Source organism: Psychroflexus salis, assembly GCF_014640175.1.
Classification (GTDB): Bacteria; Bacteroidota; Bacteroidia; order Flavobacteriales; family Flavobacteriaceae; genus Psychroflexus; species Psychroflexus salis.
On record NZ_BMGL01000008.1, the window covers coordinates 23,271 to 44,232 of the forward strand.

A 20,962-nucleotide genomic window follows, 5' to 3' on the forward strand; every position below is an offset into this window, starting at 1 on the left:
TAGCCAAACAAGCTATATAATTTATGTTTTAGAATTCAAATCAATAATCGTTAGTTGTATTAAAATCGTTGTAAGCACTCATGCCGTGCTCATGTTGGTCTAAACCTTCCACTTCTTCTCTAGCAGGAACACGAATTCCAATGGATTTTTTAATGCTGAAAATAAACAACCAAGCAGTTGCGCAGCAAAATCCACCTACAATAGCAACCCCTGTTAATTGATTTAAAAACTGTGACCAGCTAGCTAATTCGCCAAAAATTCCTACGGCTAATGTTCCCCAAATACCACAAAATAAATGAACCGCTACAGCGCCAACCGGATCGTCAAGTTTTAAGCGATCTATAAAACTCACCGCAAAAACAATAACAATTCCAGATACTAAACCGATGGCAATAGCTTCTAGTGGAGACATTACATCTGCACCAGCCGTAATGCCAACTAAACCACCAAGTATTCCGTTTAAAAACATACTTACATCTAAGTTTTTATATAAAATTCTTGAAAATATAAAAGCACCCATTCCGCCAGAAGCCGCTGCTAGACTCGTAGTTACTAAAACTAAAGATGTTAAAGCTGGATCTGCAGATAATACAGAACCACCATTAAAGCCAAACCATCCAAGCCACAAAATAAATACTCCCGCGGTAGATAGTGGAATATTGTGTCCTAATATTACTTGCGATTTGCCTTCTGTACTAAATTTACCAATCCGTGGACCCAATAAAATAATAGCAATTAATGCAGCCCAACCACCAACTGAATGTACCAAAGTAGAACCTGCAAAATCATAAAATCCTAACTTATCTAGAAATCCGCCGCCCCATTTCCATGAACCAACGATTGGGTAAATTAAACCCACGTATAAAATACTAAATAACATAAATGCATCTAATTTAATACGTTCTGCAACTGCGCCAGATACAATCGTAGCAGCTGTTGCAGCGAACATACCTTGAAAAATAAAATCAGTAAAATAAGTATACCCACCATCGGCATATGCTAAAGTGTTTCCATTTTCGGGTAAGCTGATGCCTATGCCAGAAAAACCAAAAAAACCATTGAAGTCGCCAGGATACATTAAGCTAAAACCAACTACATAGTATAGAAGTAATCCTGCACAAATAATAAATATGTTTTTAAATAAAATATTAATCGTATTTTTTTGTCGAGTGAGCCCAATTTCTAATAAGGAAAACCCTAAATGCATAAAAAAAACTAAAGCTGTGCAGACCATCATCCACACATTATTGGTAGTAAATAATTCTTGATTCATAGATTTTGTTTTTAGTTAATAGCTGGATTTCCTGTTTCTTTTGTTCGAATTCGGTAAGCTTGGTCTATAGTAGAGATAAATATTTTACCATCGCCAACTTCTCCTGTTGAAGCTGAATTTAGTAAAGTGTCTACAGTTTTATCAACAAAGTCGTCTGAAACTACAATAACTAGATGTCTTCGCTGTATATCGCTAGTGCTATATGAAACACCACGGTATACATGGCCATGTTTCTCATTTCCAACACCCGTAACATCCCAATAACTAAAAAAATTAACTCCAATATCGTGCAAGTCTTTTTTTACGCGATCAAATTTGGATTTTCGAATAATTGCTTCAATTTTTTTCATGAAGATGATTTTTAAATTTTGATAAAAATATATAATTAATCCTTATCTTTATAAATAATATAGGGGTATAGTATAATTTTTATTATATAAATAAAAATACACCCCTAAAAATTATGGGTATTTAATTTAAAAAGTAAAAAAATGTTTTTTTTGTAAAAACTAAAATTAAAAAACGAGAAAAAGAATGCTAACTCAAATTTGTTTCTAAAAATTCAATTTAACTTTTGGGTATTATATCATTTTAATTGTATAATGTTACTAATTTATATTCCAATGTAAAATAAAGGCGTAACAGCCAACTGCAGATAGGTGTTCTAAGGTCTTTCTAAGTACGAGAAACATTTTAAATAACATTCGGTATTAGGATAAATGTTTTTTGGTTGGAACACCTAGGACTTTTAGTTTTTTAATGTCCTTAATTAGGTTTTGCTTTCCTGTTAGTTTTTTCATGGCATCATCAAACTTGTCTTTACTCGAATCAATACGATTTCCTAGCGTTTCTAATTCTTCAATTAAGTTGGCAAATTTATCATGAAGGTTTCCTGCGTGTTTAGCAATTTCCATAGCATTTTGCTGTTGTTTTTCGGTTTTCCAGATCATTTCAACAGTGCGCAAAGTAGAAAGTAATGTGGTAGGACTAACCAATAAAATATTTTGTTGGAAAGCTTCATAAAAAAAGTTAGTATCTTCACTTTGGGCTAAAAAAAGCGCGGGTTCAACAGGAATAAAAAGCAACACAAAATCAGGACTTTTTTCATGATGCAGATCTTCGTACTTTTTGTCTTTTAAGCCTTTAATATGATTTTTAAGAGAGAGTAAATGAGCTTTTAAGGCTTGTTCTTTTTCTTTTTTATCATCTGTACTCATATACCGTTCGTAAGCGGTTAGGCTCACTTTTGCATCGATAATCATTTTGCGTTGATCGGGTAAATGAACAATTACATCGGGAAGTTGGGTTTTGCCACTTTCATTTTTGGTGGCTACTTGCACATCGTATTCTATACCTTTAGTAAGTCCAGATTTTTCGAGTACGCGTTCTAAAATTACTTCGCCCCAATTGCCTTGCATTTTATTATCTCCTTTTAAAGCTTTGGTTAAGTTTTGGGCTTCTTCTGCAATACGAATATTTTGTTCGTTTAATTGCTTTAACTGTTGTTCTAGCTTTGAATTTTCTTTAAGAAAGGTTTCATTATTCTTAGAAACTTGTGCTTCAAAATGTTTAATCTTTTCCTGTAAAGGGGAAAGAATTTGGTGTATGTTTTTTTGATTTACTTCCGTAAATTTTTCTGTTTTTTGTTCTAGAATTTTTTGAGCCAAGTTTTCAAATTCAGTTTTAAATCGTTTTTCTAGTTGAACTAAATCTGATTTTTGATCGGCTAACTTTTCTTGCAAATGAAGGTTTTTAGTCTGTTCACGAGTTAATTCTTGCTGGAATTCATTTTTTTGATTTTCAATTTTATCTTGTTTTTGAAGCTGATTTTCTAGGACTTCAATTTTAGATTTTTTCATTTTTTGTCCTAAAAAAAGACCTAAAAATAAAGCAACTACTAAACTAATTCCAACAAATATAAATTCCATTTTAAATTGATTTATTGTTTAAGCATCTTCTGCGGTAATTTCTGCAATCTTTACAATTACTTGTGTAGCTTTTAACATACTTTCTAAAGGAACATATTCGTATTTTCCATGAAAATTATGTCCACCAGCAAATATATTTGGGCAGGGTAAACCTTTGTAGCTTAACTGAGAACCATCGGTGCCACCACGAATGGCTTTAAAAATGGGTTCAATTTTTAAGCTTCGCATTGCTTTTTCAGCAATATCTACAATGTGCATAACGGGTTCAATTTTTTTACGCATGTTGTAATATTGGTCTTTCAATTCGAGTACAACATTTTCTGTTCCATGAATAGCTTGCAATTTTTGTACTTCATTTCGAACTAAATCTTTGCGTTTTTCAAAAAGTACTTCATCGTGATCGCGAATAATGTAATGCAAATGCGTTTCTTCTACTTCTCCTTTGATATCACTTAAATGAAAAAATCCTTCTTTTTCAGTTGTTTTTTCAGGTACTTCATCAGCTGGTAAAGCCTGTATAAATTGGCTAGCCATGTACATACTATTTACCATTTTTCCTTTTGCATATCCTGGGTGTACAATTCTTCCTTTAAAATAAATATCGGCCGATGCTGCATTGAAGTTTTCATACTCCAATTCGCCAATTTGGCTGCCATCCATGGTATAGGCCCATTTCGCTCCAAATTTTTCTACATCAAAATAATGGGCTCCACGGCCAATTTCTTCATCTGGTGTAAAGCAAATTCTAATTTTTCCATGTTCAATTTCAGGATGGTCTATAAGGTATTTCATGGCAGAAACAATTTCGGTTACACCAGCTTTATCATCTGCACTAAGCAACGTAGTTCCATCGGTAGTGATGATGGTTTGTCCTTTGTATTGCTGTAAATCTTCAAAATAATCAGGAGATAGGACAATATTTTCTTCTTTGTTTAAGAGAATATCTTTTCCATCGTAATTTTCATGAATTTGCGGATTAATATTACTAGCCTTAAAATCTGGAGAGGTGTCGTAATGTGCTACAAAACCGATACATGGCACTTTTTTCGTAGTTGTTGCTGGTAAAGTTGCCATAATGTAGCCTTTTTCATCTACTTCAACATCGCTCATTCCAATGCTTTGTAAATCTGTTTCGAGCAATCTGATTATTTCCCATTGTTTTTCTGTACTTGGTGTAGAATGGCTAGTTGCATCGCTTTGGCTATCGATTTTTATGTATTTTATAAATCGGTTTAAAACTTCTTCTTTATTAATTTCAATCTGCATTATTGTAATTTTTATTTTGTGTTATTTTCTTCGTCGATCCAATTAATTTCTTGGTTTTCCTTTAAATTAAATTTCTTTTTAAAGCTGTACACAATGGCGTATAAAATGGGGGTATCTATTAAAGCAATCAAGGCTTTAAATAGAAAACCACTTAAGAGTAAAGTCCAAAAGTCTTTCCAGTCTAATTGTCCAAAAATACTTAATAATCCTACAACTGCAGCTGTATCTACAAATTGAGAAGTAAATGTACTAAAGTTGTTGCGAAGCCATAAATGTTTTCCTTGCGTAATTTTTTTCCAAAAATGATACACCGAAACATCGATGTATTGTGCCAATAAATAGGCCAACATCGAAGCGCCAACGGCAATACCTGTTGCTCCAAATACTTCATTAAAAATTTTATTGTTTAACGGAGATTCTGCATAGGCTGGTAAATAATCTGCAATTAACACAATTAGCAAGGTAAAAATTGAAGCGAAAATTCCAGAAGTAACCACCCAATTTGCTTTTCGTTTGCCATAAATTTCACTTATCGTGTCGGTGATTAAAAATGTAATGGGATAGGGTAAAACACCCACAGAAATTTTAAAAGTGTAGATTCCAAAAAAATCTATGTTCACAAATTTCTTAAAAATTAAATTAGCCATTACTAAAGATGCTATAAACAAGGCAGCTAGGATTAAGTAAATCCGTAAAGCTAAATCTTTATCTTTATTTTTCAAATTTTTGGGTGTTGCGCTTTATATTTGCTTACAAATATAGAAGTGTGTTTGTATTTTAAATAACTTTAAACTGTTTTATTCACTTCGCTTTACGCTAAATTATTCTTAAAACTATTGAATTCATTCACAACCACATACATTGCCATTGGTAGTAACCAAGGAGATAAATTAGAAAATTTAAACCAATCTATTCAGTTAATTTTTGAACGTATCGGTACTGTTAAAGCAGTTTCAAAAATATATACAACGCCAGCATGGGGGTTTAACGGCGAAGATTTTTTAAATGCTTGTATAGCTGTACAAACAAAATATTCTGCTGAGGTTTTACTTCAGAAACTTTTGGCTATTGAAATTGATTTAGGTAGAATTCGAATTCCACAAGCTGGATATCAAAACCGCATCATCGATTTAGATATTATTTTTTTTGGTGAAGAAAAACACGATTCTAGCCAACTGCAAATACCACATCCTAAATTAGCAGAACGAAATTTTGTATTGTTTCCTTTAGCCGATATTACCCCAAAATTAATGCATCCACTTTTGCTAAAGCCTATTGAAGAATTGTTGAAAAAATCTGAAGATGCATCTAAAATAAATGAAGTTTCAGAAAAGTTGAAAATTCCTATTTTACCGAAGATAACTTCAAATTACGTTGCTATTGAAGGTAATATAGGTGCCGGAAAAACCAGTTTGGCAACTATGATTTCTGAAGATTACAATGCAAAGTTAATTACCGAACGTTTTAAAGATAATCCTTTTTTGCCCAAGTTTTATGAAGACCAACATCGATACGCTTTTCCGCTAGAAATGTCCTTTTTAGCCGATCGGCATCAACAATTATTAGACGATATCTCGCAATACGACTTATTTTCTGATTTTGTTGTAGCTGATTATGATGTTTACAAATCCTTGATTTTTGCAAAAGTAACCTTGCAAGAAGATGAATATAGTTTATATAAAAAGGTTTTCGATATAATGTATAAAGAGTTACCCAAACCCGATTTATACGTGTATTTATACCAAAATACCGAACGACTTTTAGCTAATATTAAAAAGCGGGGTAGAAGTTACGAGCAAAACATCGAACCTGAGTATTTAGAAAAAATAAACCGCGGTTACTTAAATTTTATAAAAAGTCAACAACAAATAAATGTAAAAGTCATCGATATTTCTGATATGGACTTCGTAGCTCACCGAAGCGATTATATCAATTTGTTAACAACAATTTCTAAACACTGAGTTTGAGATTTAAGATATCAAATTCAAAAATCATCAACCATAAATCTAATATCAGCAATCATTAATCCCAAATCAACAATCAAAAAATCAACTAACTTCGCATTACATCTGGTATTTCACACACTGGAATTGGGTTCATTTTATGTTGATTTTTAGCATTCAAGTTTCTATAGATTTCTAAAACACGTTTTTGTCTTTCGTTTAAATTTTCATTTGAAGCATTTTCAACATACAACATAGCCCATTCTAATTCGTCGTAACTTGCTCCTAGTTGATCTTCATCGGTTCGGCTATCGCCAAAAAGTCCATCGGTTGGAGCCGCTTGTTGAATTTCTTCGGTAATGCCTAAATAAGCGGCAATTTCATACACTTCAGACTTCATTAAATCTGCAATTGGACTTAAATCTACGCCGCCATCTCCATATTTGGTGTAAAATCCAACCCCAAAATCTTCTACTTTATTGCCCGTTCCAGCCACTAAATAGCCATGCAAAGCAGCAAAATAATATAGTGTAGACATTCTAAAGCGAGCTCTTGTATTGGCTAAACTTAAACTCTTTTGGTCAGATTCTGGTGTTTGGGGTAAAGCCGATTTAAAAGTTTCAAAAGTTTGGGTAAGATCTACTTTTAAGCTGCTTACATTGGCAAATTGCTTTTTTAAATTTTGAATATGTTTTTGCGCTCGACTAACTTGATTTAAATCTTGATGAATCGGCATTTCTAAACAAAGCGTTCGCATTCCTGTCTTTGCGCACAAAGTTGAAGTAACAGCAGAGTCAATTCCTCCAGAAACTCCAATTACAAAACCTTCTGTTTTGCTAGTTTCTGCATAATTTTTGAGCCAACTTACCATGTGTTTTACAACTAAATCTGTTTTCATAATTCAATTTTAGGTAAAAATACAACACTCGCTTAGTTTACAGAAACGAGAACTCCTTTAGATTATTTTTTTTAACCAAAGTTTGAAGCTCTTCATAAGAAATTGTTTAAAGTTAGCTCAAAGCCGTAAATTCAATTAAATTTGTTTTCCAAATACAACTAAAAAAAATGTGTAGATTTTATATTAAAAGTTTAAGTTTTTTAAGTTTAATCCTTCTTTTTGCTTGTGCTGAAGAAAAAGTAAATAATGAAATTAACAAAATAGAAGTAGATTTGGAACTTAAACGCTTCGACCGTGCTTTTGCTGAAGCTTCACCTAGCGATTTGCCAAATTTAAAAAATGAATATCCGTTTTTATTTCCTACACAATTTCACGATAGTATTTGGGTAGCCAAAATGCAAGACACTTTGCAAATAGAAATCCAAAATGAAGTAGCCCAAAAGTTTTCTGATTTTTCAAAACATTACCAAGATATTGAGCTGTTTTATAAACATTTAAAATATTATTTTCCTGAATTTTCTGTACCTAGCCTAATCACTATAGCTGAAGAGGTAGATTATAAAAACAAAGTAATTTTAACCGATAATTTTTTGCTAATTTCACTCGACAATTATTTAGGTAAAAATCATCGATTTTACGAAGGAATCTATTCTTATGTTGCAGAATTACAAGATCCTAATTACTTATTAACCGATATAGCAGAAAAATATGCTCGCGAGTTAAACCAGCATAAACAAGGAAGAAATTTTTTATCGACTATGATTCATTATGGTAAATTACGCTACATTATTCAAGAGTTAATTCCATTTCAAGAAGCGCATTTAAACTTGCATTATACGGCAGACGAGCTAAAGTGGGCAAAGCAAAACGAGACTAAAATTTGGGAATATTTTGTAGAAAAAGACTTGCTATATAGTTCAGATCAAAATTTAAATGAGCGTTTTATAAATTTAGCTCCGTATTCTAAATTTTACTTAGAATTAGACCCAGAAAGTCCACCAAGATTAGGACAATTTATAGGTTTGCGTATTGTACAAGATTTTATGGAAAAAAATCCCAATGTAAAAATGGACGAGTTACTAAAATTAAAAGAAGATAATCTGTTTAAGCAATCTGCTTACAAACCCCAAAAATAATGGCACACAAAAAATCAGAAATTAGTATTACAGTAGAAACTGACGAAAATAAAATTCCAGAAAAACTAAGCTGGTCAGCACAAGATGGTGGCGTAAATCAAGAAGAAGCCAAGGCTGTTTTACTCTCGCTTTGGGATGCTGAAAATCAAGAAACTTTACGCATAGATTTATGGACAAAAGATATGCCTATGGATGAAATGAAAAAGTTTTTTCATCAGACTTTAGTTACTATGAGCGATACGTATTACCGTGCAACCCAAGATGAAAAAATGACAGAAACTATGAAAGATTTTTGCGATTATTTCGCAGAAAAACTCGACTTGAAGAAGAAATAATATGGCATTAAACAAACTGATATTTGTTTACAATGCCCATAGTAACACAAAGCACGGCTTGCTAGATGCTGCTAAAAAAATACTAAGTCCAAGTACTTACGATTGTAAATTATGTGCTTTAACTTACGGTCCAATTTTAGAAAGGAAAAAATGGAAAAAGTTTAGAAAAGAATCGGGCATTAGTATGGACTTTTTACACAAAGATGAGTGCGAAAAACAGTTTAAATCGAAGTTTGCCCAGCAATATAAATATCCAGTTATCTTAATTCAAAATCATTACGAGCTAGATATTTTTATGAATGCGAAGCAAATAAATAGCTTAGAAAATTTACCTACACTTATTAAAGAAATTGAAAAACGTTTGAAGAATAATCCTAATTAAATCATTACATAATAATTTTTTTGCTCTTATTTTATAACCTATAATTCAATTTCAACATGATGATTCTAGGTTGAATAAATATTCGTTGGTCATTCACCAAAAATTGATTGACAGAGTTGTTGTTTTTGAAACGTACATCAAATAGGTTGGTGGCTTCTATACCAATTTCCCATGGGCTATCTTCTTTTCCATAAAGTAAACTGGCGCTTCCAATTTCAAAAACATTACTTTGGTTTTGGGTTCGGTTTTTATAATGATTGTATTGGTAATCGGCTTTGAATAAAAAATCTTCAAAAAAACGATAACTCACATTAATGTTGGGCGAAGTTTGTATAAATTGATTATCGATAGCCACCGAACTTAAATCATTATAAAACTGCTGAAAACGCAATTCTACATTGGGCCATTTTTCTTTAAATCGTGTACTAAAAGTGAAGGCATAATTGTATGAATTGGAATTGTAATCGATAATTTCTTCATTGATGATGCGGGAGTAATCGCTTAAAGTTACGCCACCAGAAATGCCAAAACGCAATTTTCTAATCAATTTTGAAACTGAACTATTGAAGCTGTACGAATTTTCGGGTAAATCAGTATAAATACTGGTGTTTACTTGGTCTATGCCTTCAATTTCAGTTTGGTTGCGGATGCTTTGAAAACGGCGATTGTAATTAACAGATGCATTCAAAAATAAGCCTTTAAACATATTGAAATTAGAATACCGTAAACGGTATTGATGATACAGTTGATTTTTTAATTCTTCATTACCTCGATACAAGCTGTTGAAGTTCATTAATCGCAAACGATTGGCGAATTGCTGTACATTGCCAAATTGGGTACGCAGATTGTAATCGAAATTGAGTTTTTTACTGGAATTGAACTCGTATTTCATCATCAGCTCGGGTAAGAAAGCAAATTTTTGTTGATTTACTTGTGTTTCATCAAATTGTGCTGTACTCCAATGAAAGGAATGTGCAATTACACCTGGGCGAATAGTCAAGTCTCCAATTTTGGTTTTATACTGAAACCCCGCATAGGCATCGAGCAAACGAAAATCTAAGTCGTTGTTGAAGCCTGCTTCTTGAAAGGGATTCACGCTTCCATCTTCAAGAATTTGTGCATCGTTACTGCCGTAATATTGACTAAAATAATCCGTACCCACCACAGGATAAATATGGTGAAAGTTGTGCAAGACCCAATAATGCTTCACGTCAATTTGGGCAGCTCGGGTGATGCTGCGGTTGTTTTGCAGTAAGTTGAAGCTGTCACCATCGGGTTGAAACGGAATCAGATTTGAAAAAACAGGTTGATTAAACAACCAATCTTGGGTATTTTCACTTTCTACATATTGCAATTTGGTATTGATACTGGTGGTGTGTTTGTAGGAAAATTGCTTGTTGATGCTCATGGTTTTGGAGACATCTAACTTTCTAGGCGATTGGTTTGTAACCACAAAATTTTCTCGAGAAGCGGTAAGCGAATTTAAAGTAGATTGGCTATCGGCATCAGAAGTTTTGACCAACAAATCGATAAACATATCTAAATCCTTAATGTTATCGTACCGTAGTTTGGCTTTATTGATGCTAAATAACATTTCCTGCTCGCTTTCTTGGGTACGCAATTCATCTTCTGCCATGCCGGTTTGGTAGGTAATGTCACTGCTGTTTTGGGTTTCGACAATGCCACGATTGATGATAGAATAGGCATCGAGTTGCCAATTTCTGCCCAAATCTTGCGATAAACTTCCTGCTCCAAAATCGTTTTGATTGAACACAAAATCCTGCTGATTAAGAAACTGGGCAAAATCGTCTCGGTAAATGGAAAATGCGTTTGGACGGTCGATCATATCAGCATAACCGCCTTCAAAATTGATGTAATCGCTCATACTAAAGGATTTTTGCCCAGCATTGTTAAAATCGCCTATAAAGTTAACCGATGTTTTGGGGCTGTAGTAAAATAGGGTAGGATTAACCAAATACCGATCTTCATGTCCAGCGCCTGTTTCGATGTCTCCAAAAGCAAATTTTTTCTTGCCTTCTTTTAGTTTGATGTTGAGCGCCATTTTATCGCTATCTTTTAACCCTTTTAAAAAAGCCACTTCCGAATAATTGTCTAAGGCTTCTACTTCATCTACCGCATCGGCGGGAATGTTGTTGACGCCGAGTTTGGGGTCGCCAAAAAAGAATTCTTTGCCTTCAATCATGAGTTTGGTAACTTGTTTACCATTAACGGTTACGTTGCCTTCTCTATCTACTTCTACACCGGGGAGTTTTTTTAAGATGTCGCGGAGTTTGCGCTCGTCTCCAGTCTTAAACTGGTCGGTACGGTAGGTGATGGTATCTTCCTTCACAATAACTGCCATCTCAGCTTTTACCAACACCGCTTCTAGACTTTCGTTGCTTTCTAGTAAGGTGTAATTTTTGGTGGTACTTTCTTCAATTTGTAGGGTGTCAGTAATTTTTGAAAACCCCATGTGGGTAATTTCAATTTTGTAGGGTATGGCTTTTTTCAGCTCCAACTTATACCGCCCTAACTCATCAGAAATGGAAAAGGTGATTTGTGCATCGGGATTTTCTATAGGTGTTGCAATGAGGTTGGTGTAGGGTAAGGCCATACCTGTGCTGTCTTGGACTGTGCCGGTTAGGGTTTGGGCGAAAGTTGTTATTGAGCAGAAAAGAAAAAGAAGAAATATTTTGAAGTGGAATTGGTGCAAATTAGATATTTTGTTTAATTATGCATAAAATTTCGTTTATAATTTTAAAATGCTCGCTTCAGAGTTAATTTAGAAAAATTATTTTCCATGTAAACTATCAATCATATCACTCATTAGCTTTTTAAAATCTTCCAAACTAATAATAATTTCTTCATTTGGAAAATTTATTTCAGGATTTTCTATAATTGATAAGTCTTCTGCAATTATTTCGAAATTTTCTGACTTATAACCAAGAACTAAACCTGGGAAGTTAGTGAAAATCGAAGGACCATATCCTGTAGGTAATTCTGTGGCTAACCAAACCTTATATTTTAATTTTTTATTGCCTCTGATATCATTTATAAAATAGATTAGATCAATTTCTTTACATTCATAACCTAATATTCGTTTCTTATTCCCATTAAACTCCCATTCGAATTCAACATTTCTATAATTAATATAATAGGTTGTGCCACTAATTTCCTCCAAAGAAATATTATTATTATTTTTTTGGTTGTAAAAATTCTCCTCAGTTGGTAAACCTATGCTAATTTGAAACTGGTTATTTTGTCCAAAGTCACTGCCCATTTGTTCAATATACTTAAACCATGATTTGTTTTTTAAATTGTTTATTTTTAAACTATATTTAATATTCCCTACATTTTTTTTTAAATCACTGGCTCTACTCCTTAGTCCAATATTCTCTATTTGACTTATATCTTTTGTGTATATCTTTCCATAAGTAACTTCCAAGCCTTGAGAAAAAGCTTGGAAGCTAATTAAAAATAACAGTATATTTTTTAACATAATATTATTTTACTATTACAGGAGTTAATAGATCTGAGTTGAATGTAGGTGCACCAACACAAATGTTGTAATACCAATAATAAGCATTATAATAATCACCATAATCATAAATTTCGCCAAATGCCTCTTGTTCTGCATTTACAGCACCAAAAGCATAGTCATGACATCCGTCATTTAAATTATCCGATTTAAACCCACTTGCCGCAAAAGCAAATACGCCTAATACTAAAGTTAATACTAATTTTTTCATTTTGATTAATTTTTAAATTTTGTAACATCTCGGAACGGTATTTTAACTTTCTCTTGTAACAAACAAATTTTATTTTTTCTTAAAAAGTTAGTTTTCAATACTATTTAGAATCTGATATTACCATTCACTTTTGATATATATTTATCATAAGTAATTATTTTTTTGTCTTTAGAATTAATTTCATTCAATTTTATACTTTTAAATTTTATATCTTTCAAATAATAGACACTATCTAATTCATATAATTCTATAATTAATCCGGGAAGGCCAAAGTAATTTTTTGGACCAAAATTTAAATTGATCTCGGTGGTAAACCAAGCTGTCACTTTTGTTTCTACTCCCTTTTCATTTCTTTTTATTGTTTCTGCTTTTATGCAATTATAACCTCGTATAATTTTATGTTCGTTTTTAATTTCCCATTTGTAGGGCTGTTTATTGTAATATATTATTAGATCTTCTCCCATAAAATTACCCTTATGATAAATAGAGTTTTTTTGTGTGTTTATGAAATAAGTTCCTTTTGCCAATTGGTTGGTTATTTTTCCATAAGCATCATTGTCCATGAAATTTAGCCTTTTAAAAACATATTTTTCTCCATTAAATTGAAGCGAGTAATAAGGGTCGTCTGCTTTCAGTGCTTTTTGCTTCTCATAATATTGCTCAACTAATATTTTTTTGACATACGAATCATTAATTGAAGTAGTGTCAATTACCATTTTGATAACATTTTGACCATAAGTAATTTCACCACTATTGGGTTGAGAAAAAATAATACTAGTCACAAAAAAAATTGCAGATATAAACTTTATTTTTATCATAAATTGTGAAATAAACACTAATCCTATTATGTATAGGATTAGTGTGTTTGATTAATTACCTAATAGTTTTCTAGCCTCACATCTTTCATAAGATCTTATGCTCCTATCCCATGCATAGTCGCTACCCCAACCATTATTATAGTAAAAAGCAAAAATTACATGTTGTAATTCGTTACAGTCTTTAATTACTGTTATTGGGTCATTATCATTTGTAACAAACCCACTGCTTCCAAAAGCAAATACGCCTAATACTAAAGTTAATACTAATTTTTTCATAATTTCTAAATTTTTAAAATTTTAATTTTCTGTTCCCGTCTCGGAACGTAATTCCAACATTCTTTTACAGAAAGTGGTTGAGGTCATCATGAAAAAACGTACATTTGTATTTGAGTTTTGGATGTATGTTTTTCATGCATTTACGATGATGAGCTTCTACTTTGTAGGAGCTTTCTCTTTTTTTGTTTAGTTGCAGAAGATTGACATATTTTATTGGTTTACACTTCAAATTAAGTTAAAAAAAACTATTCTAGCAAGGGAAAAATTGATTTTTTTTTTTTTTTATTATTGATAATCAGACAATTAAGAAGTGTTAAATTGTTTTGTGATTTCTTTATTCTATGCAAGTCAAATAGGCTTTATAGAAACCCCATATGGGTAATTTCAATTTTGTAGGGAATGGCTTTTTTCAGCTCCAACTTATATCTACCTTTTTCATCACTTATAGAAAAGGTGATTTGTGCATCGGAGTTTTCTATAGGGCTTGCAATGAGATTAGTGTAGGGTAAAGCTATACCTGTGCTGTCTTGTATTACGCCGGTTAGGTTTTGGGCGAAAGCAGTTGTAGTGAATAGAATTAAGAAAAAGTATTTTAAATTTTTCAATAAATAAGTTCTCTAATTGATCGTGAAATTATTTTAATTAATATTTTATCAATGGAAATTTATCACATTTTTATATATAATTTGATTTTACCTAATTTTCGTAAAGTGAAGATTTTTTTCTTAAATCTTTTTTGTGAGATTCTTCATCAGTAAGTTTCCCCTCTGGCTTTTTAATTTCAATATGGTCATCAAAACTTATATCAACAGCTTCTAAAATTAAAAGTCCTCCATCTTCTTCGTAAAGCAATACTAAGCCAGGTAAACCATGGTAGCGAAGTGGTCCGAAAGGCACTGAAATATCTTTAGTAAACCAAGCAACTCTATTTTTGTCATCACTGGAAATAATTTCAGCTTTTTGACATTCAAAACCTAGTATGTTTTTAAATTCATTTTTTATATTCCATTTAAACTTAGGATATGCAACTAGTTGACTATCATCAAACAAACTAGTGTAAAAATAGATATCATTTAAAATGTCTGAATAAAATTCTGATTTGGCACCAGCTTTTGCTTCAAATAAATTAAAATTATTATTGCTATCTGAATCCAAACTTTCAACTACTTTATAACTAGATTCATGTTTGTTGAAAATTAATTTGGCTTCTACTTTTTCAAATTCATTTATTTGTTTTAAAATAAACAGGTTACTGTTGCTATCACTCTTATTATTTTTTATCTTTTTGGTTGCCCGTTCTTTATCTAAAGATAAAGTATACGATATTGTTCCTGCAACTTGAGCGAAAGAAATTGATAAAATAAAAAAAAATGATATTAAAAAAAGATGTCTCATATGTAAAAGTTTAAAGCCTTGAAAGCTATGTTCCAAGGCTTTATTGAAAAATGTTTATTGGCTACAAGGATTCTATACAATCTGTGTAAATATTCATGTATGCCCAAAGGTACAATTCGTGGTATTCTCCATTCAAATCATCACCAAATTGATCAGCAGTATTTTGAACTATTGCTCTTGCTTCTTGTACAGAGTCAGACTGTGGACTAACATATGTTTCGAAACTACTAGTACCGAATGCTATTGTACCTAATGTTAAGGTTAAAAGTAATTTTTTCATAATCTGTAAATTTTATTATGTTTCTAAATAATTTTATGAATTTTCCCAGCTCTTTTGTTATGGTGGTAAGGTTCATCATGAAAAAACCTACATTTGTAGTTGGTAGTGGATGTATGTTTTACATGCATTAACGGTGAGGAGCCTCTACTTTGTAGGAGCTTTCTCTTTTTTAGATTAGTTGCAGAAAATTGACATATTTTATTGGTTTAATTGTTATTATATCTACCTAAGGCTTGTTTTACTATCTCATTGAATTTTTCTTCTGTGATTTTTTCTAAATCATCAGGAATAGTAATATCTTTTTGTTTTTTAAATGTAATTTTTTCTAAGTTTATTATAATTCCATTAGGGGTTTCAACTTTTACCACTAATCCTGGCAATCCGACATATGTAAGCGGACCAAAAGGTTTGTTAATATTTGTTGTGAACCATATCTTTGTTATTTCTTTATCTTCATATAAAGCCAAGGAACAATCAAAACCATTGATTTTTTTGTTAAAAGCCCCATCTTTAAAATCTAACTTTGAGACATCAATAATTTTATTGATATCTACTAAATAACCATTTTTATTAAATCCTTTTTGTACTTTAAATAAATTATTTTCCTTGAAATAAAAATAATGATCTGGATATAACTTTTTGACAAATTTTGATTCAATTTCGTCATGATCTGAATCCATTCTTTCAACCATTGAAAAATAAGATACATTATCTTTAAAAATTAATGAAAATTTCTGTTTTTCTGTATTTTCAATTGTTTTAAAAAAAGTTTTTTTGAATTTTTCTTTTTTTTCTCCTTTAGTATCATTGAATACAGAATCAAGATTTATATTGTATTTAATTTTATAAATGGCTTTACCATGATTTTGAGCTGCTGTAATATTTATAAAAATAAAAAAAAAATAAAATGTATTTAGTCATTTAAATGGGTATTAAAAATCTCTTATCCATATCTATAATATAAATATAAATAAGAGATTTAAATTTTAACAATTTTCTTCGATATAATATTCCATTGCTAAATAAGCAAATTGATTTCTTGCTTCTTCTGTGTTTGGGTACACAAGTAGGCTCGCTGCTCTTGTCCCATAATCCCATGCGTCATTCAAGCAATCTTGGCTAGGATCTTGTTGTAGTTCTTGTGTGTCAAACCCACTGCTTCCAAAAGCGAATACACCCAATACTAAAGTTAATACTAATTTTTTCATTTTGATAAATTTTTAAATTTTATTTGTTGTTCCCATCTTGGAACGATAATCCAACTTTCTTTTATAGAAATTGGTTAGATACTGTTTCTGCCTCAAATTTAATCAATAAAAATGTGTCTTTTTGCCCTATGTTTCGTTGTAAAAATAAACCGTAGCTAAGGCTATGCTTGATTTTTACGCCTTACCTATAACAAAAATCCATTATTTTTATCCTGAGTAAATTTAAAACAGAATCAGTATAGGTCATCATGAAAAAACGTACATTTGTATTTGGATGTGGATGTATGTTTTTTCATATTTCCGCTAATTAAGCCTTTGCATATGCAGGGGCTTTTTTTTAGCGACTTGGTGTGTATTGCTTCCTGCCTTATCAATACTTTTTTATTGTTAATTTTTGATGAATAGTGACAATTTTTATCGGTTTTACATTTCAAATTTATAAAAAAAAAAAAAAACAATGTAGCAAACTTTTTTTAATTAATTTTTTGATTATCAGGTGTTCACCTTTTGATTTTTCTTACGCTACACCATGTATAATAGATTACAATGCAAGATTACCATAACACCTACACCGCTATTAAATAATTGTCAAATTTAAAATTGTAGTCCATTAAGCTAGCAAACTAATTATATTTGCGGCATGAGCATATCCAAACTAAGCGAGTCCATTAAAGACTCCCCACAATTTTCGGAATTGATGGGGATTTTTGCGTCACAATCCGAACAACATCCTAAGCTTCAATTGAAAAACATAGTCGGTTCAGGTTTTTCTATTTTGCTGGCAGAAGCCTTTAAACAAAGCGATGTTCCATTTTTAATTTTATTGGAAGACAAAGAAAGTGCAGCCTATCATCTCAACGATTTAGAAGGATTAATCGGCGAAAAAGACGTGCTTTTTTACCCTGGAAGTTACCGCAGACCCTATCACATCGATTCGCTTGCTGGCGAAGAAACCGATAATGCCAATGTTTTGCTTCGTGCGGAAGTGCTCAACCGCATCAATTCCAGAAAAAAATCTTCTGTGATTGTTAGTTATCCCGAAGCGCTTTTTGAAAAAGTAGTCACCAAAAAAGAACTGGACAAAAACATTTTAAAAATCAATGTCGGTGAAGAATTGAGTTTGGACTTCATCAACGAAGTTTTATTTGAATACCACTTTAAACGTGTAGATTTTGTTACCGAACCGGGTGAATTTTCAGTTCGCGGTGGAATTATTGATGTGTTTTCTTACAGTAACGACGAACCCTACCGAATCGAGTTTTTTGGTGATGAAGTGGAAAGCATTCGCTCTTTTGATGTAGAAACCCAACTTTCTAACCAAACCAAGAATAAAATAGGCATTATGCCGAATGTGGAAAACAAGCAATTGGACGAAGTACGTGAGTCGTTTCTGAAATTCATTTCGGCTAAAACCATCATTTTTAGTAAAAATGTATCGCTGTTGGAAGCCAAGTTAGATGATTTATTTTCCAAAGCTGAAAAAGCCTATGCGGAATTGGATTCAGAATTAAAACAAAGTCCACCAAAAGATTTGTTTTGTAATGCAGAAGTCATTGCCAAGCAATTTGAAAAATTCAGCTTTGTTGAAGTCAGTAGCCAAACAAAATTTGAAGCTCAAGCGGTATTGGATTTCAACCAAAAACCACAACCTAGTTTCAATAAGCAATTCGATTTATTAATTGAAGATTTAAACCAACGCAACCAAGAAGGTTTTACCAATTACATTGCTTGTATAAGTCAACAACAAGCCAAGCGTTTTCATGATATTTTTGACGACCAAGACCAAAAAGTAGCTTACCAAACCTTGGTTTTTTCCTTGCATGAAGGTTTTGTAGATGCCAATAATAAGTTGCTTTGCTACACCGACCATCAAATATTCGACCGCTACCATAAATTCAAATTGAAGAGTGGTTTTGCTAAAAAGCAAGCACTGACTATTAAAGAATTGACCAGCTTAGAAATTGGTGATTATGTAACCCACATCGACCATGGAATCGGGAAGTTCGGTGGACTTCAAAAAATTGATGTTGAAGGAAATAAACAAGAAGCCATCAAATTGGTGTATGGCGATCGCGATATTTTGTATTTAAGTATTCATTCGCTTCATAAAATTTCTAAGTTTAATGGAAAAGATGGTAAAGCACCAAAAATTTATAAATTAGGTAGTAAAGCTTGGAAGAGTTTAAAACAAAAAACCAAGACCAGAGTCAAGAAAATCGCTTTCGATTTAATTCAATTGTATGCTAAACGCAGATTAGAAAAAGGTTTTCAATACCATCCCGATTCGTATTTGCAACACGAGTTGGAAGCTTCATTTATGTATGAAGACACACCCGACCAAAGTGCTGCTACCGAAGATGTAAAAAAAGACATGGAAAGTCCACAGCCCATGGATAGATTGGTTTGTGGCGATGTTGGTTTTGGCAAAACAGAAGTTGCTATTCGTGCGGCATTTAAAGCGGTAGATAATGGTAAACAAGTGGCTGTTTTGGTACCCACTACCATTTTAGCTTTTCAGCACCACAATTCCTTTAATGAACGTTTGAAAGATTTTCCTGTAACGGTAGATTACTTAAACCGATTTAGAACGGCAAAAGAACGCAGCCAAGTTTTAGCCGATTTAGAAGCTGGGAAAATTGACATTGTCATCGGAACCCATCAACTGGTGAACAAAAATGTGAAATTTAAAGATTTAGGCTTGTTGGTTATCGACGAAGAGCAAAAATTCGGAGTTTCAGTAAAAGACAAACTCAAAACCATCAAAGCCAATGTCGATACGCTTACTTTAACGGCAACACCTATCCCGCGGACGCTTCAATTTAGTTTGATGGCCGCTCGGGATTTGTCGACCATTAAAACACCGCCGCCCAATCGTTATCCTATCGAAACCCACGTAATTCGTTTTTCAGAAGAATTGATTCGTGATGCGGTTTCCTATGAAATTCAACGTGGTGGACAAGTATTTTTCATCAACAACCGTATTGAGAATATCAATGAAGTAGCGGGCTTAATACAACGACTTGTTCCCGATGCCAAAATTGGAATTGGTCACGGACAAATGGATGGTAAAAAACTGGAGCAGTTGATGCTGAAATTCATGAATAACGAGTTTGATGTTTTGGTGGCTACTACTATTATTGAAAGCGGCTTGGATGTAACCAACGCCAACACCATTTTCATCAACAATGCCAATAATTTTGGAATTTCAGATTTACACCAAATGCGCGGACGGGTAGGGCGAAGCAACAAAAAAGCCTTCTGTTATCTCGTTACACCACCTTTACATCACATGACGCCAGATGCCCGAAAACGAATTCAAGCCATTGAACAATTTTCTGATTTAGGAAGCGGAATCGAAATTGCTATGAAGGATTTGGAAATCCGTGGAGCTGGAGATTTGCTAGGCGGTGAGCAAAGTGGATTTATTAACGATATTGGTTTTGAAACCTACCAGAAAATATTAAATGAAGCCATACAAGAACTAAAAGAAAAAGAGTTTAAAGATTTGTACACAGAAGAAAGCAAAGAAGATAAAGTCTTTGTAAAAGAAACGCAAATCGATACGGATTTTGAAATTTTATTTCCCGACGATTACATAAACAACATTAAAGAACGACTTAATCTGTATGCTAAATTAGGAAATGTAGCTAATGAAAAAGAATTGGTAGCTTTTGAAAATGAGTTGAAAGACCGTTTTGGAAGCTTGCCTAATGAAGCAAAAGATTTATTAGATAGCGTTCGGATTAAATGGATTGCCAATGCCATGGGCTTGGAAAAAGTAATTTTGAAGCAACATAAAATGATTGGTTACTTTGTAGCCGACCAACAATCTGAATTTTATCAAACACAGCGTTTTATGCGAGTAATGCAATTGGTGCAGCAAAACCATCAAATGTGCCAGATAAAAGAGAAGCAAACGCGCAACGGACTTCGATTAATAGTGAGTTTTGGTGAAATAACTTGTATTCAAAAAGCAATACATGCACTTGCTGTTTTTGAAGAATTATTGCCCAAAGAAGAACAAAATACAGATGTTATGGATGTTTCAGAAAGATAGATTAATGAACGTTATAGT

20 protein-coding genes and 1 pseudogene are annotated in these 20,962 nt (G+C 32.5%); 5 read left to right on the top strand and 16 right to left on the bottom strand.

Going from position 1 to position 20,962, the window contains the following annotated elements; all coding sequences use genetic code 11:
* Positions 1-40: 40 nt before the first annotated feature.
* The 5 genes from IEV63_RS07550 to IEV63_RS07570 all read right to left on the bottom strand — a co-directional run bounded on the left by IEV63_RS07550 (position 41) and on the right by IEV63_RS07570 (position 5,189).
* Positions 41-1,273 (bottom strand): ammonium transporter, encoded by a 1,233-nt coding sequence (locus IEV63_RS07550; RefSeq protein WP_188406190.1) that lies wholly within the window; start codon positions 1,271-1,273, stop codon positions 41-43.
* 11 nt (positions 1,274-1,284) lie between these two features.
* Positions 1,285-1,623, bottom strand: coding sequence for a P-II family nitrogen regulator (locus IEV63_RS07555; protein ID WP_188406191.1), 339 nt, complete (start codon positions 1,621-1,623; stop codon positions 1,285-1,287).
* Positions 1,624-1,983: 360 nt separating this feature from the next.
* Positions 1,984-3,201, bottom strand: a complete 1,218-nt coding sequence (locus tag IEV63_RS07560) for a DNA recombination protein RmuC (RefSeq protein WP_188406192.1) — start codon at positions 3,199-3,201, stop codon at positions 1,984-1,986.
* 18 nt (positions 3,202-3,219) lie between these two features.
* The gene (gene pepT, locus IEV63_RS07565; RefSeq protein WP_188406193.1) at positions 3,220-4,467 is read right to left on the bottom strand and encodes a peptidase T; all 1,248 of its coding nucleotides are present in this window, start codon (positions 4,465-4,467) and stop codon (positions 3,220-3,222) included.
* 11 nt (positions 4,468-4,478) lie between these two features.
* Positions 4,479-5,189: a queuosine precursor transporter gene (locus IEV63_RS07570; protein ID WP_188406194.1), complete on the bottom strand. Its 711-nt coding sequence runs from the start codon at positions 5,187-5,189 to the stop codon at positions 4,479-4,481.
* A gap of 114 nt (positions 5,190-5,303) precedes the next feature.
* Between IEV63_RS07570 and folK the strand changes: the two genes are divergently transcribed.
* On the top strand, positions 5,304-6,428 hold the full coding sequence (gene folK / locus IEV63_RS07575; RefSeq protein ID WP_188406195.1) for a 2-amino-4-hydroxy-6-hydroxymethyldihydropteridine diphosphokinase: 1,125 nt from the start codon (positions 5,304-5,306) through the stop codon (positions 6,426-6,428).
* Positions 6,429-6,519: 91 nt separating this feature from the next.
* Here folK and nadE read toward each other — a convergent pair whose 3' ends face one another.
* The gene (gene nadE / locus IEV63_RS07580) at positions 6,520-7,308 is read right to left on the bottom strand and encodes an NAD(+) synthase (RefSeq protein ID WP_188406196.1); all 789 of its coding nucleotides are present in this window, start codon (positions 7,306-7,308) and stop codon (positions 6,520-6,522) included.
* 167 nt (positions 7,309-7,475) lie between these two features.
* On the opposite strand from nadE, the gene gldB reads away from it, so the two are divergent.
* The 3 genes from gldB to IEV63_RS07595 are packed head-to-tail and all read left to right on the top strand — an operon-like array spanning position 7,476 to position 9,161.
* Positions 7,476-8,444 carry a gliding motility lipoprotein GldB gene (gldB, locus tag IEV63_RS07585; protein ID WP_188406197.1) on the top strand — a complete coding sequence of 323 codons (969 nt, stop codon included), beginning with the start codon at positions 7,476-7,478 and terminating at the stop codon, positions 8,442-8,444.
* Complete coding sequence (gldC, locus tag IEV63_RS07590) at positions 8,444-8,779, top strand: gliding motility protein GldC (protein WP_188406198.1); 336 nt, start codon at positions 8,444-8,446, stop codon at positions 8,777-8,779. The genes gldB and gldC overlap by 1 nt, the downstream gene beginning before the upstream one ends.
* 1 nt (position 8,780) lies before the next feature.
* Positions 8,781-9,161: a GTPase gene (locus tag IEV63_RS07595; RefSeq protein WP_188406199.1), complete on the top strand. Its 381-nt coding sequence runs from the start codon at positions 8,781-8,783 to the stop codon at positions 9,159-9,161.
* A 31-nt stretch (positions 9,162-9,192) separates the two neighbouring features.
* On the opposite strand, the gene IEV63_RS07600 is transcribed toward IEV63_RS07595, so the two are convergent.
* The 10 genes and pseudogenes from IEV63_RS07600 to IEV63_RS07645 all read right to left on the bottom strand — a co-directional run bounded on the left by IEV63_RS07600 (position 9,193) and on the right by IEV63_RS07645 (position 16,887).
* Complete coding sequence (locus tag IEV63_RS07600) at positions 9,193-11,775, bottom strand: peptidase associated domain and porin domain-containing protein (protein WP_229737207.1); 2,583 nt, start codon at positions 11,773-11,775, stop codon at positions 9,193-9,195.
* A 177-nt stretch (positions 11,776-11,952) separates the two neighbouring features.
* The gene (locus IEV63_RS07605; protein ID WP_188406201.1) at positions 11,953-12,660 is read right to left on the bottom strand and encodes a GLPGLI family protein; all 708 of its coding nucleotides are present in this window, start codon (positions 12,658-12,660) and stop codon (positions 11,953-11,955) included.
* Positions 12,661-12,664: 4 nt separating this feature from the next.
* Positions 12,665-12,910: a hypothetical protein gene (locus tag IEV63_RS07610; RefSeq protein ID WP_188406202.1), complete on the bottom strand. Its 246-nt coding sequence runs from the start codon at positions 12,908-12,910 to the stop codon at positions 12,665-12,667.
* Between the two features lie 104 nt (positions 12,911-13,014).
* Positions 13,015-13,728 carry a GLPGLI family protein gene (locus IEV63_RS07615; protein WP_188459565.1) on the bottom strand — a complete coding sequence of 238 codons (714 nt, stop codon included), beginning with the start codon at positions 13,726-13,728 and terminating at the stop codon, positions 13,015-13,017.
* Positions 13,729-13,779: 51 nt separating this feature from the next.
* On the bottom strand, positions 13,780-14,004 hold the full coding sequence (locus IEV63_RS07620) for a hypothetical protein (protein ID WP_188406204.1): 225 nt from the start codon (positions 14,002-14,004) through the stop codon (positions 13,780-13,782).
* Between the two features lie 359 nt (positions 14,005-14,363).
* Positions 14,364-14,609 carry a carboxypeptidase-like regulatory domain-containing protein gene (locus IEV63_RS07625; protein WP_188406205.1) on the bottom strand — a complete coding sequence of 82 codons (246 nt, stop codon included), beginning with the start codon at positions 14,607-14,609 and terminating at the stop codon, positions 14,364-14,366.
* Positions 14,610-14,700: 91 nt separating this feature from the next.
* Positions 14,701-15,399: a GLPGLI family protein gene (locus tag IEV63_RS07630; protein ID WP_188406206.1), complete on the bottom strand. Its 699-nt coding sequence runs from the start codon at positions 15,397-15,399 to the stop codon at positions 14,701-14,703.
* Positions 15,400-15,460: 61 nt separating this feature from the next.
* Entirely contained in the window at positions 15,461-15,679 is a 219-nt protein-coding gene (locus tag IEV63_RS07635; RefSeq protein ID WP_188406207.1) for a hypothetical protein, read from the bottom strand.
* A gap of 206 nt (positions 15,680-15,885) precedes the next feature.
* Positions 15,886-16,578: pseudogene (locus IEV63_RS07640) on the bottom strand (GLPGLI family protein); the annotation flags it as partial.
* 87 nt (positions 16,579-16,665) lie between these two features.
* Positions 16,666-16,887, bottom strand: coding sequence for a hypothetical protein (locus IEV63_RS07645; RefSeq protein ID WP_188406208.1), 222 nt, complete (start codon positions 16,885-16,887; stop codon positions 16,666-16,668).
* Between the two features lie 640 nt (positions 16,888-17,527).
* Between IEV63_RS07645 and mfd the strand changes: the two genes are divergently transcribed.
* Positions 17,528-20,944 carry a transcription-repair coupling factor gene (gene mfd / locus IEV63_RS07650; RefSeq protein WP_188406209.1) on the top strand — a complete coding sequence of 1,139 codons (3,417 nt, stop codon included), beginning with the start codon at positions 17,528-17,530 and terminating at the stop codon, positions 20,942-20,944.
* The last annotated feature ends 18 nt before the right edge of the window (positions 20,945-20,962 follow it).

Coding starts and splice junctions, on each gene's coding strand:
- IEV63_RS07645 (WP_188406208.1), bottom strand. CDS start 16,887: ATGAAAAAATTAGTATTAACTTTAGTATTGGGTGTATTCGCTTTTGGA.
- IEV63_RS07605 (WP_188406201.1), bottom strand. CDS start 12,660: ATGTTAAAAAATATACTGTTATTTTTAATTAGCTTCCAAGCTTTTTCT.
- IEV63_RS07600 (WP_229737207.1), bottom strand. CDS start 11,775: ATGGCCTTACCCTACACCAACCTCATTGCAACACCTATAGAAAATCCC.
- IEV63_RS07620 (WP_188406204.1), bottom strand. CDS start 14,004: ATGAAAAAATTAGTATTAACTTTAGTATTAGGCGTATTTGCTTTTGGA.
- nadE (WP_188406196.1), bottom strand. CDS start 7,308: ATGAAAACAGATTTAGTTGTAAAACACATGGTAAGTTGGCTCAAAAAT.
- IEV63_RS07550 (WP_188406190.1), bottom strand. CDS start 1,273: ATGAATCAAGAATTATTTACTACCAATAATGTGTGGATGATGGTCTGC.
- IEV63_RS07615 (WP_188459565.1), bottom strand. CDS start 13,728: ATGATAAAAATAAAGTTTATATCTGCAATTTTTTTTGTGACTAGTATT.
- pepT (WP_188406193.1), bottom strand. CDS start 4,467: ATGCAGATTGAAATTAATAAAGAAGAAGTTTTAAACCGATTTATAAAA.
- gldC (WP_188406198.1), top strand. CDS start 8,444: ATGGCACACAAAAAATCAGAAATTAGTATTACAGTAGAAACTGACGAA.
- gldB (WP_188406197.1), top strand. CDS start 7,476: ATGTGTAGATTTTATATTAAAAGTTTAAGTTTTTTAAGTTTAATCCTT.
- IEV63_RS07610 (WP_188406202.1), bottom strand. CDS start 12,910: ATGAAAAAATTAGTATTAACTTTAGTATTAGGCGTATTTGCTTTTGCG.
- IEV63_RS07555 (WP_188406191.1), bottom strand. CDS start 1,623: ATGAAAAAAATTGAAGCAATTATTCGAAAATCCAAATTTGATCGCGTA.
- mfd (WP_188406209.1), top strand. CDS start 17,528: ATGAGCATATCCAAACTAAGCGAGTCCATTAAAGACTCCCCACAATTT.
- IEV63_RS07595 (WP_188406199.1), top strand. CDS start 8,781: ATGGCATTAAACAAACTGATATTTGTTTACAATGCCCATAGTAACACA.
- IEV63_RS07635 (WP_188406207.1), bottom strand. CDS start 15,679: ATGAAAAAATTACTTTTAACCTTAACATTAGGTACAATAGCATTCGGT.
- IEV63_RS07560 (WP_188406192.1), bottom strand. CDS start 3,201: ATGGAATTTATATTTGTTGGAATTAGTTTAGTAGTTGCTTTATTTTTA.
- IEV63_RS07630 (WP_188406206.1), bottom strand. CDS start 15,399: ATGAGACATCTTTTTTTAATATCATTTTTTTTTATTTTATCAATTTCT.